Genomic DNA, 12,155 nt, shown 5'->3' on the forward strand with positions numbered 1-12,155 from the left:
ATACATTTTTAGTGTAAAGATAGAGAGGAAACCTTTATAGGGGTAACAAAATTCTCGGCATATACAGAGAATTTTGTTACCCCTATTCTTTAGATTACGTATCTGTGGGTAGCATGCTATAAGCACGCAATCGTACGCTGTGGAAAAGCACGATAGTATGCATGTATTTCATATAGCAATAGGTTTTAGATGTTACTGGTCTGATGTGTTTTAAGAGCGGTTGCAGATCAGGTCGGGCCTGAAAGCGAGCCGATATATCAAAGGGATCTCTCGTGAAGAAGCAAAAAACGCCACAAAATTACATTAATTATTTTATACATGATATATATGGATATGATCAGCCACATCCAGGACAAGAAGAAGCATTGCTTTCTCTGCGGGAGGGACACGATACCCTGGCCATCATGCCCACCGGCTCGGGTAAATCCTTGATTTATCAGGCTGCCGGTAGTCTACTACCAGGACCCACGGTGGTGGTCTCGCCACTGGTGGCCTTGCAGTATGATCAACTGAACTCTCTCCAGGGACCTGCGCCCGGATCGGCAGGAGTGATCAATCCTGCGCAACCTGCGGCAGAGACCGCCAGTACCGTTAAGGAATTTGAAGCGGGGCGGCTTGAATTTTTGTTTCTGGCACCCGAGCAATTCAACGACCAGACGATCCTGGAACATTTAAAGAAGAATAGGCCCTCCCTGTTTGTGGTGGATGAAGCGCACTGTATCAGCGAGTGGGCAACGATTTCCGGCCGCAATACCTTTCGCTGAGCGCGATTATTGAGTCACTGGACCATCCAAGAGTGCTGGCCCTAACCGCTACGGCCTCTCTGCCTGTGCGTAATGAAATTATTGAACGCCTGCAACTGAGGGAGACCAAAGTGGTGGTGAAAGGCTTCAGACGTTCCAATATCTGGTTAGGCGTCGAGCGTTTTCAAACGGAGAGCGCTAAATTGCAAGCCTTGCTCGAACACGTCCAGCAGGCTCAGATGCCTGGTATCGTCTATACTGCCACCAGAAAACGTGCCGAGGAGGTCACACGGGCCCTGCAGGATAAAGGTTTCAAGGCTCAATTCTACCACGCTGGACTCAAAGTGCCCGAGCGTGCGGCCCGGCAACAGGCCTTTGTGGATAATGCCTTTGATGTCATCGTTGCGACCACCGCTTTTGGCATGGACACCAACAAACTGGACGTGCGTTTTGTGTTTCACTATGAGATCAGCGATTCCGTGGATGCCTACTATCAAGAATTTAGCCATGCTGGCCGTGATGGAGAGCCAGCTAAAGCCCTGTTGCTGTATATGGCTAAAGATTTTGGCATGCGCCAGTTTTTATCGAGTAGTGGCTATATTAATACTGATCAGATGGTAGCCGTTATCGATGTACTGCAAGCGCATCGCACTCCTGTCGAGCTACAAGAACTGCAAAAGGAACTGGGCGTCTCGCAGACCAAGCTTATGCATATGGTGACGAAACTGGAAGAGATCGGGGCCATTAACCTGTTACCGGATGGCTCAATTATGCTCACCAGGGACGCGAAAGACCTGAAGCCGATGGTTGAAGAGACGATGAGCAAGCATCAGGCGCGCAGGCGCTTTGAACGCTCGCGCATTGAAATGATCCGTGAGTATGCCGAGAGTGATAGTTGCCGCCACGCCTATCTGCTGAACTACTTCGGAGAAGCATTTTCCGGCTCATGTGGTCATTGTGATGTCTGTGCCAGGCACCAGCAGCAGACAGCAGATCAGGCCACGGACAAGTATCCTTTCCCACTCACCAGCCGCGTCGCACATGCACTTTGGGGAAAAGGCATGGTCCTGCGCTATGAAGACGATAAGATCGTCGTCCTGTTTGATATCGTCGGCAGTAAAGCCCTCTCGCTAGAAATCGTCAAAGAAAAAGGCCTGCTCACCCCCCTTGATGGATGAAAAGTACAGTACCGGCAGCGCTAGTCGCTAATACTTTTCGGTTAAGCGCATTCTGGTTGAGATGGGGAGACCTGTTGTACCGGCAGCGCTGGTCGCCAATATGTTTCGGTGAAGCGCGTTTGTGGCCATAAAAATAGTCCGTGGAGAGGGCGCCACACGCGAGACGCTCTCTGTCAAGGGGGGCCAAAAAAGACCTTTTCAGCTCATATCCCGAAGGCTTTTTGAGCACAGACTGACCCAGTGCCCTGATGCTGGGTGTGCAACCAGCACACCCAGATGATGAGACAGGGTACGGTCGTTCAATGGGTGAGGCTCGTTTCGCTTTTGACTCGCCGTGGTCTCAAGCCCGCTGCTCTTCCCCCTTGACTCCACGGGCGCCAGAGGCTCTCCCATTGAAGCAAAGAGTTGCTGTATCGGTTCCAATCGCGGATCTCTGGGTGCTCCGCTGTCGCGTGCTGCCGTGATCTGCACGGCATGCCGTGCAGATCACGGCAGCACGCACCGCTCAGGCGGCCGCTGGCGCATGGCGAGCCTGGGCTTGTACAAACGTGTCCTCCTGATAGGTCTCTTTCTTGCGCCGCATCGCCCAGATAATCCGAAGCCATGTATTGGCCAGCCCCCGAAAAATGGTCGCACTCTTTTTGCCTTGCTTCTTTTTCTGGTCATGATACGCTCGCGCCCAACTGATGTTCTTGCAACTCTCTGCCGCCAACAGATACACTGTAGCGCGAAGCGTTTTGCTACACGCTTGGCGTTGCACTACATAGCGACTGTTGCCGCTTTGTTTGGTGACTGGAGCGGTGCCTGCGAGTTGTTGCGCGACGGCGACAGTGGCTTCATGAGGGTCAATGACCGCCAACTCCGCCAGCAACCGCGGGCCCAATCGCTTGCCAGAATTGGGGAGGCTCGCGAAGACCTCATATTCATCTTGCTGCTGATAGAGCTCCTCAATGGCCAGATCATAGTCATGGATCTGCGCCATGAGGGTGTGCAGTTGGGCGACCAGCGTTTGCGCCAGTCGGGATTTGGCATGCACCACCGCCGCGCTCGCCTCCAGGTGCGGTTGTTGAAGCAGTGGCCAGACCCGTTGCGCACACGGTAGGGGATGAGGATGGCGTGCCTGTTTGAAGATCTGGGTCAGCTCCTCTACGCTTGCCTGACGTGCCTGCTCAGGAGTCGGATAGGCGACGATGAAAGCGAGCAAACTTTTCTGCAACGTGGTCCCCTTGTCAAAGGCGTCGAGGACCACCGGGTAGTACGCTTTCAAGCACGCGCGGAGTTGATTCGCCAGACGCGTCTGCGCTCCAATCAATCCCTGCTGATCACGCACCAACAGTTGCAGTTCCTGCAACCCCTGCTCTGGCAGATGCAGGGGCCTCAAATCACGCCAATCACTGCGGGCGATTTTGGCCAGGGTGTAGGCATCAAGCAGGTCGGATTTGGCGCCGGAGACGGGACGCCAGCGATCAACCGTTTTAGGATTGATAGGATACGGGACAAAATTGGCCTTCAGCAAAGCGGTCACGAGTAAATTGGTCTTGGTTTCCAGCACACAGATCATCTCATCTTGATGATCGGGGCCAGTAAGTGCGCGTAAGCGCGTAATCAAGGAGGCAACTCCTGCGGCAGTATGGTCAATCCGTAGGCGCAGGCACAGCGCTCCTTCATGGTCGAGGACGACCACATCATGATGGGTGTCAGCCCAATCGATACCAGTAAACCACATAGCAATGCTCCTTTGAAATGAAAGGGAACGCTCCAAGGCGGATCGAGCCTTCTACTGGCGCTCGAAGCGCAACGCTCTCGTGTGATTACGACCTTGGAAAGCACCTGGAAATACAGGTCTCGCGTTGGCAGTCTCTTCGCGAAGAAGAGCCGCGGGCCGGCAGGGTATTTTCCAGGTGGAGTCCCGTTGCTTCACTCTATCGCATCATCCTTTCTGCTGTCCAAGTGAAGCATTCAGTACTCATGCCAAAAGTATAACGTAGAAGGCCAGCATGCGGCGTGATGGTGGAGCGAGGGCTCAAAGAGCAGCGCATGCCTGTGGCGCCTACACCGAGCCGGATCCTGGTTCGTGATCCTCTCCGAGAAGGTACGGGGAGGATCCACACGATCTGTGTAGCGCCTACACCGAGACGGATCCTGTTTCGTGATCCTCTCCGAGAAGGTACGGGGAGGATCACGAAACAGGATCCCTGTAGGCGCCACAGCACTGCGAAGTCGTGCTTGCACGCTGGCTTGCGCAAACGCAGCAGTGCGGCCTCCGCGTGTGGCGCCCTCTCCACGTACACATGGCTTGCTGGTCACGTCGAACCATCTCTCAACGTCTCGCTAACCGAAACGTATTAGCTCTAGTCGCTGCGACCAGTCCTCGTCCGAGCGCGTACCGGCAGCGCTGGTCGCCGGTACGCTGGAAACCTGCTTTCTATGCCCTGGAACATTACCCGACCATGACTTTTGACATAGTGCCAGATGTGTCTTTCCGTACTTCTCCTTGAGCTCTTGCCCACGCTATACTTTGCTTGTGCTTGAATATATACAACAAGTTAGCGTGCGAGGAATAATTTATTATGCAAGAAGCAGCAAAAACCACTTTATCCCGTGCCGGGCGGACCGGACCAATCCATCAGGCGCATGATGGTCGTGCGGTCGCGGTTGATGTGCAGCATCTGGTGAAAACATTTGGCAAACATGAAGCTGTCAAGGATGTCTCTTTTACGATTGGCAAAGGCGAAATCTTTGGTCTGCTGGGTCCGAATGGGGCTGGCAAAAGCACAACTATTAATATGATGTGTGGCTATCTAAAACCTACATCTGGCGATGTCTCTGTCAATGGGCTCTCCTTGTCCGAGCATGTGCGCCAGGTGAAACGTATCATCGGGGTGGTGCCACAGGAAATTGCTCTCTATAAAGACTTAAATTCACTGGAAAATCTGAATTTCTTTGGCAAAATTTATGGCTTATCCACGCAAGAATGTAAGCAGCGGGCAGAAAAATTATTGAATTTTGTGGGTCTCTATGATCGGCGCAATGAGCCAGTCAAAACCTTTTCTGGTGGTATGCAGCGCCGCATTAATATGGCGATCGGCCTGATGAATGAGCCTGAGTTTTTGATGATGGATGAGCCAACCGTCGGTGTTGATCCACAATCCCGTGAGCACATTTTTACCACCATCGAGCAACTGCGCGATCAGGGCACGACGATCCTCTATACCACGCATTATATGGAAGAGGCCGAACGGCTCTGTAATCACATCGCGATCATGGATCAGGGCAAGATCATCGCGGCCGGTACCCTCGAGCAACTGCTGGCCTTACGTGATCAGCAGCAGGAAGTGCAACGCCGCATGGCTTACAGGAATTGTTTATCCAATTGACCGGCAGAACATTACGCGATTAAAGGTAAGGAAATATGAAAACTCTCTGGTATATTGCCAAAAAGGACCTCTTACAGGTTTTTAAAGATAAAAGTGCTTTTGTACTGATGCTCGCGGTGCCGCTGATACTGATCTCGGTGGTTGGTTTTGCGCTGGGCAATTTCACTGGCAATGGCTCCTCTCAGCTCAATATCAAAGTAGCTTTGAGCAATCACGATGCTGGTATTGGCAATGCTATCCGTTCCGCGCTCAAGATACATACGAAGGAACTGGTCATTACCGTCGATGAATATCCTGATACGGCTCAAGTGACCGAACGGGTTGGCGCCGTCAATAATGCGGCGGATGTGGGTATTGTTATTCCTGAAGGTGCCAGCCAGGCAGTCGCGAATAGTGGGCAACCGGGGAATGCTGCCGCGAACATGATTCAGTTTTATACCTTGCCCAATACCTCTAATGCGTTAATTAGCGTTGTACGCAGTATTGTCACCAATGTTGTGCAGTCGCAACGCATTGGTACTGTGGCCAGTCAGCAGGTGCACGTTGTCTGTAGTCAGCCTGGCAATGCCTGTGCACCAAAAACCATCGATGATGCTGCAATTAGTGCCGCAGTAGTCAGGGCCAGTCAGACCAGTGATCAAGCCGTAGTGGCTCAGACCGTGGGACAGGCCACGACTGTCAGTACTTTTGATCAGGTCGTGCCTGGCTATGCGATCTTCTTTTCACTGTTCGGCTTGAATGCAGTGGCCGCCACGATCTTGCAGGAACAAGAAGATGGCACCTTCCGGCGTTTGCTGATCGCACCGATCCAGAAATATGCACTGCTGGGTGGCAAGATGCTTGCCCAGTTCGTCTTGACCCTCCTCCAACTGGCCGTGATTTTCCTGTTTGGCTACTTTGTCTTTAAAATGCACGTAGGTTCCTGGTTAAGCGTATCTCTGCTCCTGATTGCCACCAGTTTTGCCGCCACCGGACTCGGCATCATGCTCGTCGCGCTGATCAAGACACGGCGTCAACTTAATCCTGTGGTGAGCCTGGTAACGCTGATCACTTCAGCCATTGGCGGAGCCTGGTGGCCGCTCTTTGTTGAGCCTACCTGGATGCAGCAACTGGCTAAGGTCGGCATTACTGCCTGGGCCATGGAAGGACTCAACGGAACGATGATGCTTGGCAAAAGCTTCTCGGACATCCTTCCCGATATCCTGGGCCTGCTGGTTTATGGCACGATCTGCTTTATTATCGCTTTACGTTTCTTCCGCTTTCAACCAAAGGCCGCTGTAGCATAAAACATCTTCTTGAAAAGCAATCGTGAATGACATGTTCCTGGCAGATCAGCTTCAATCTGGTTTGACAGGGACATGTCCCACATTGATAATGGATGAGGAGTAACGTGCAGCATAGCGGAAAGATAAGATAAAATGACTGACGATATTAGCATCCTGATTTGTGAGGATCAGACACTGATGCGCCACGGATTGCGCACGATCCTGGAATTGGAACCAGGCATAAAAGTGATCGGCGAGGCCGCTGATGGCGCGGAGGCGGTCAAGCGCTATGCAGCTTTGCGTGATGAGCATAATGCGCCTGATATTATTTTGATGGATATTGAGATGCCGCACATGAATGGCGTGCAGGCCACGGCGGCCCTGATCAAAGCGAATCAGCAGGCGCATATTATTATTTTGACCACCTTTGATTATGAGGATTATGTGTTTGACGCCATTAAAGCCGGCGCCATGGGCTATCTGCTCAAAGATGTACCGGCCAGCGAATTGATGACTACGATCCGGCAGGTGCATGCGGGCGAACCATTTATCCAGCCTAAGATCGCCAATAAGCTACTGATCGAATTTGGTCGCCAGGGCCGTAATGCTAAAGCGCAACCCTCTCATAGCCAGGCAGTAGTAGAAGACCTGAGTCCACGTGAAATCGAGATCCTCAAATTACTGGCCGAAGGTGCCAGTAATCGTAAGATTGCTGAACGTCTGGTGCTGGCCGAAGGAACGGTCAAAAATCACGTCTCGAATATTCTAAGCAAACTGCAAATCGAAAACCGTACCCAGGCCGCCAATCTGGCGCGTGAGCGCAAGCTGTTCTAGTAATTCTTTATGCGCGCTTATCGCAGGGAACATATGGCAAAAGAGGGCGATATCATGGTACAGCTCGACATTGAGAAAGATGATGCTTATTTTCATCGAACCTTTAAACGTGTAATGATCGGTTTTGTGGTACTGGGTTTTTTCTATCTGGCGATATCCAACTTTGTTGTGCTGTCAACCACGCCAGCATATATGCGCGATTGGCGTGGCGTGACCTGTATTGCGCTCACGGCCATTACCTTTTTGCTGTATGCCATTCCAACTCTGGTGGACCGCCATAGCTGGCCTCCTCCATTGTATTACGCTTTGTCGATGTGGATAGGAATGTACCTTGCTGTCTTGCTGCTTACCTGCATCGATCGAAGTTTTGTCTGGGACTTTTATCTGGTGTTCGGGCTAAGCTTTGGCCTTTTTAGCTCGCGGCGCTTGTTTTTGATGGTCTTTTTGATCGTGATCACGATCTTTGCCTTTGAAGGGTTGTTGAGCTGGCCATTCAGTTCAATGGCGCTCTTTAATATGGTCACTCAGTCTATGACGCTTTTTAGTATTACTGGCTTCAGCGTACTTTTTCAAAACCTGGTTTCGGAGCGTTTTGAGCGTAACCGGATTCTGCAAGACCTGAGTAATGCCAATGCTCGTCTGGAGGAGGCGCATAGTCGTTTGGAGCGCTCGGTTGAGCAGGAACAGGAACTGGCGATCCTGCGTGAGCGTACGCGCCTGGCTCGTGAGATGCACGATACATTGGGCCATGCACTCGTACTGATTGCCGTCAAGTTGGAGGCCGCGCAGCGCCTGCGTGAACGTGATCCCGAACGCTGTGCGCAAGAATTAGAGTCCACCAAAGAGATTGCGCGTGAGAGTATGGCAGGTCTGAGAGCCAGTATTGCTGATCTGCGTTCACCGATACTTGAGCGTGAGCATATCCACCAGGCACTTGAGCGCTCGATTCGAGAATTGAAGCAGCGTGCTGGTCTGCAGGTCAGCTATAGCCTGCAAACTGATATAACCTGCCTGCCAGAATTGCTGGAGGAGACCCTGTGGAAGGTCAGCCAGGAAGCGTTAGCCAATATCGAGAAGCATGCTCAGGCCAGACACGTCAAACTGAGTATCTGCCAGCAAGAAAAGCAGTTGATCATGAGGATTGAAGATGACGGCATCGGCTTGTCAGCAGCCTATTATCACTATGGAGAAGATGGCAGCCTGTCGTGCTTGAGTCCTGCTGGCCACTATGGCTTGCGCGGCATGCTGGAACGCGTCGAAAATGCAGGCGGTCGCCTTACACTACGCTCTGCTCCCAATCAAGGCACCACCGTCGAGCTCAAACTGCCCCTTGTTGAACTGTAGTGTATACAATGACAGTACATACACTATAGTTCAAAGAGGGGCGGCGCAATGGAGTCGTTGTTAAAATTATTGACGGGATATTTCGCGTCGGGTGTCGAGGGGATTGCTGGCATTATTATTGCCTTTGCCGCATTGCAGGCGGCGCTGCAGGCAGCACTTGTTTTTGCTGGAAAAGGACGGTGGGCAGGGGACGCACAGGAGCCGCAGATTGAAGCTGTGCGCTTAAAGCTGGGACGCTGGCTGGCGCTGGCACTGGAGTTTGAGCTGGGCGCGGACATTTTGCGCACCGCCATCGCTCCAACCTGGTCCGAAATTGGACAGCTGGCGGCGATCGCGGCAATTCGGACCCTGCTGAACTACTTTTTGCAGCAGGAGATTGATCGGGCCGCCAGTCGGCAAGTTGCTACGAGCCCCCCAACTCCAGCACCAGTTACTGGAGCAGCGAGTGATCTATTGAGCAAGGGAGAGATCAAGCATGTTCCCCTCTTCATCTCTAGCGTGTTTAATGTCTCGGTCTGGTCCGCCATTATTGAATTTCTGGGCGCGCTACTCATCCTTGCCTATATGTGTTTTGCGCTACTCACCCTCTTCCGCACCAAAGATATCTCCCAGGCGCGCATTGTGGTCACCGATGGCATTATTGCTGGACTGAGCTTTAAACTGGCTGGCACCCTTCTCCGCACCATTGAGCTGCAAAGCTGGCCGCAGATACTGACGTTCCTGGCCATCTTTGTCATCCGTACTGTTCTGAAGCGTTTCTTTAGCTGGGAACAACATCGATTGCAATTACGCAGAAATCAAACTCAGACGGTGGGAAGATAAGCACTCCAATTTGCCCTGCGGGCTCTCCTGATTGTCTGAAGTCCCGACGGAAGCAATAGAAAACGTTTGCTATCTATCCTATCGCGGTGATAAGCTATAAGCAGGCAAAGCAGTTATGAGGATGCGAAAAAAGATCGTAGCTATTTACACTATTCCGGGCAAGCATGCGCTGACTGTATTTACTTTTTGATGTATTGAGATCTATAAATGAGCCTTGTGAAAGAGGGAATGTATGAAGTTTGGAGTTTCACTTCCGAATGGCTGGAAGATGAGCCTGGTGGACGTCAAAGATCCTGTTGATGCTTATGAGACGATGACGAACGTGGCGAAAGTTGCTGATGAGACAGGCTATGAAGCTGTCTGGTTAGTTGATCACTTTCATACGGTTCCTCAGCCGACCCAGGAAGTGACATTTGAGTGCATGATGTCGTTGGCGGCGATTGCGCGCGACACCAAACGGATCCGCATCGGTCAGATTGTGACCTGTAATAGTTACCGTAATCCTGCCCTGCTGGCCAAGATGGCGAGTACGCTGGATGTGTTGAGCCACGGTCGCTTAAATTTTGGCATTGGTGCGGGCTGGTATGAGCATGAATATCGCGCTTATGGTTATCCTTTCCCGGATGCACCTGAGCGCCTGCGCATGCTCCGCGAGGCCCTGCAGGTCATTCATGCGATGTGGGAACAGGAAGAAGCGACCTTTGAAGGAAAGTATTATCAGATCAAAGGCGCGATCAATCAGCCAAAGGGTGTCCAGAAGCCCCACATCCCGATCCTGATTGGGGGTGGTGGCGAGAAAGTTACCTTGAAACTGGTGGCACAGTATGGTGATGCCTGTAATGTCGGTGGTGATCGCGAGACACTACAGCATAAACTGGACGTGTTGAAGCACCACTGCGAGACCGTGGGACGTGACTACAAGAGCATTTATCGTACAACTGGCACTTTCTGCTCGATTGCGGATACCGATGAAGAAGCCATGGCCCTTGTACCAGCCTCCGTCAGACAAGGACTTACCGATACCGCTCTCGTGGGGAGTCCAGAGACGATTCGCCAGCGTATCGCGACCTTTGAATCCATGGGCATCGATGAAATTATCATTGATTTCCCCAGTGCTACCGATCTGACTCCGCTTCGTCGCTTCGCCAAAGAATTTATTGCATAGCCGTTCCAGCAACAAAAAAGCAATTCAGGCGCTAACCACCCGGGTTGTTTTTTTGTAAGCCTGGAGTTTGCATCGCTATAAGAGTGTGTCTGAGCTTCACGCTGATCGGGAGCGTCGCGCTCAGCCGCACGCGGGCACTAAAGTGCCCATACTTTTTTTATGCTGTGGTGGAAATGCGTGCGCGACGCGCACGCATTTCCACCACAGCATAAAAAATTTTGAGCGCCATAGGCGCGAAAGTCTGTTGACGAAGTACCTCATGGAAGTGATTTTCAGACACACTCTAAAGGGTTTATATGGATGAGATTATCGTGTACGTATACGTATACGTTTAGAGGAATTCCAGTTCTCAAATGATGGCAGGGAGGTATAGGTATCCTATTTGCTCTCACTTTTAGAGACAATAACTACCCCGGACCTGCAAATAGAATCCAGGTTCCAGAACTAAGTAGTACAAATGGTTGTTCCTATTTTTGATAATATGTCAATCCTCTTTTTCTGTTTCCATATGTTGATCCCATGAATCTGCTTATTTCTTGCCCTATTCTCCCATCTGTTGTTGTTATCCTCTGTATTTTCTCTAGCCGTTTTCTCTATGGTACCTGACTTTATTTACAAGTATCGAACAATGTTATACAATGTCTATGTTACATATGTTACAATCTTTCCGACGTTTTCTTTTTCGTTGTTTAACCACACCTTTTACTGTTTCTTTTGGATTTGATGAAGAAAAGAGGATAGCCCGTGAATAATCTTTTAACAGTGTCCGAAGTAGCTGACATGCTACGTGTGGATGGTACAACCGTTCGTCGTTGGGTAAAAGTTGGCGTACTTGAAGCTGTCACTTTACCCCACACCAATACTCGTCAGGTATATCGTATTAAACGTGAGACTGTGGAGAAAATTCTTCTCTCCTCATCAACAGATTCAGCTTCACAATCTTTGTAGCACATAGCAGTATCATTTCCGGCAGTGTAGTTATGATCCACTGCCAGAGTATTTGTGCCCGAGATAATTGATGATGATCTCATGTAAATAAAGGCATCCTTCCATCCTGATAAACTTGTCTGTGCTGGGTGATAGGGTGGTTGGATCGAGTCTTTGAGCATACTACTTTTGCTTTTGAGAAATATGCGGGACATCTCAGTGTCATGAAAGAAAGCCGTTCTTGAGGAGCGGACGATTGCTATGTTTATAACTGGCAAACAGGACACACCCGCAAACATTATCTCGGGCGTAACCTCAGGTTGACATTTCATGTCCTGACTCTAACCCATTGGTATTTGCCGTCAGGATCGAAGCACGCGTTTTCCAATCCGATACAGGGGACATTACACAACAAAACATCGGTGGAATGTAGACAATCACAGCATATACCCACTCCTCATGTCACTATTCCACTGTTTGAACCTTGCTTCTCTTTTCCA

11 protein-coding genes are annotated in these 12,155 nt (G+C 50.8%); 10 read left to right on the forward strand and 1 reads right to left on the reverse strand.

The genetic code is table 11. The features are described from left to right. Window positions 1-272: 272 nt before the first annotated feature. On the forward strand, window positions 273-764 hold the full coding sequence (locus KDW_RS33140) for a DEAD/DEAH box helicase (RefSeq protein WP_198925471.1): 492 nt from the start codon (window positions 273-275) through the stop codon (window positions 762-764). Then, a complete protein-coding gene (locus KDW_RS23320) occupies window positions 728-1,921 on the forward strand; it encodes a RecQ family zinc-binding domain-containing protein (protein ID WP_198925473.1) in 1,194 nt (397 codons plus the stop codon). The genes KDW_RS33140 and KDW_RS23320 overlap by 37 nt, the downstream gene beginning before the upstream one ends. 505 nt (window positions 1,922-2,426) lie before the next feature. Here the strand turns inward: KDW_RS23320 and KDW_RS23325 are convergent. Beyond that, complete coding sequence (locus KDW_RS23325; protein ID WP_151758276.1) at window positions 2,427-3,647, reverse strand: IS110 family RNA-guided transposase; 1,221 nt, start codon at window positions 3,645-3,647, stop codon at window positions 2,427-2,429. Between the two features lie 311 nt (window positions 3,648-3,958). Between KDW_RS23325 and KDW_RS34240 the strand changes: the two genes are divergently transcribed. The 8 genes from KDW_RS34240 to KDW_RS23365 all read left to right on the forward strand — a co-directional run bounded on the left by KDW_RS34240 (window position 3,959) and on the right by KDW_RS23365 (window position 11,676). Further along, window positions 3,959-4,270, forward strand: a complete 312-nt coding sequence (locus tag KDW_RS34240) for a hypothetical protein (RefSeq protein ID WP_151758320.1) — start codon at window positions 3,959-3,961, stop codon at window positions 4,268-4,270. A gap of 221 nt (window positions 4,271-4,491) precedes the next feature. After that, complete coding sequence (locus KDW_RS23335; protein ID WP_233097859.1) at window positions 4,492-5,298, forward strand: ABC transporter ATP-binding protein; 807 nt, start codon at window positions 4,492-4,494, stop codon at window positions 5,296-5,298. Window positions 5,299-5,333: 35 nt separating this feature from the next. Next, on the forward strand, window positions 5,334-6,584 hold the full coding sequence (locus KDW_RS23340) for an ABC transporter permease (protein WP_151758321.1): 1,251 nt from the start codon (window positions 5,334-5,336) through the stop codon (window positions 6,582-6,584). Between the two features lie 132 nt (window positions 6,585-6,716). Further along, the gene (locus KDW_RS23345; protein WP_151758322.1) at window positions 6,717-7,397 is read left to right on the forward strand and encodes a response regulator; all 681 of its coding nucleotides are present in this window, start codon (window positions 6,717-6,719) and stop codon (window positions 7,395-7,397) included. 54 nt (window positions 7,398-7,451) lie between these two features. Next, on the forward strand, window positions 7,452-8,741 hold the full coding sequence (locus KDW_RS23350; protein WP_162005543.1) for a sensor histidine kinase: 1,290 nt from the start codon (window positions 7,452-7,454) through the stop codon (window positions 8,739-8,741). 48 nt (window positions 8,742-8,789) lie between these two features. After that, window positions 8,790-9,563 (forward strand): DUF1622 domain-containing protein, encoded by a 774-nt coding sequence (locus KDW_RS23355; protein ID WP_151758324.1) that lies wholly within the window; start codon window positions 8,790-8,792, stop codon window positions 9,561-9,563. A gap of 232 nt (window positions 9,564-9,795) precedes the next feature. Beyond that, window positions 9,796-10,728: an LLM class F420-dependent oxidoreductase gene (locus tag KDW_RS23360; RefSeq protein WP_151758325.1), complete on the forward strand. Its 933-nt coding sequence runs from the start codon at window positions 9,796-9,798 to the stop codon at window positions 10,726-10,728. A 744-nt stretch (window positions 10,729-11,472) separates the two neighbouring features. Next, complete coding sequence (locus KDW_RS23365) at window positions 11,473-11,676, forward strand: helix-turn-helix domain-containing protein (protein ID WP_151758326.1); 204 nt, start codon at window positions 11,473-11,475, stop codon at window positions 11,674-11,676. Window positions 11,677-12,155 lie beyond the last annotated feature (479 nt).

Source organism: Dictyobacter vulcani (assembly GCF_008974265.1).
GTDB classification, from domain to species: Bacteria; Chloroflexota; Ktedonobacteria; order Ktedonobacterales; family Ktedonobacteraceae; genus Dictyobacter; species Dictyobacter vulcani.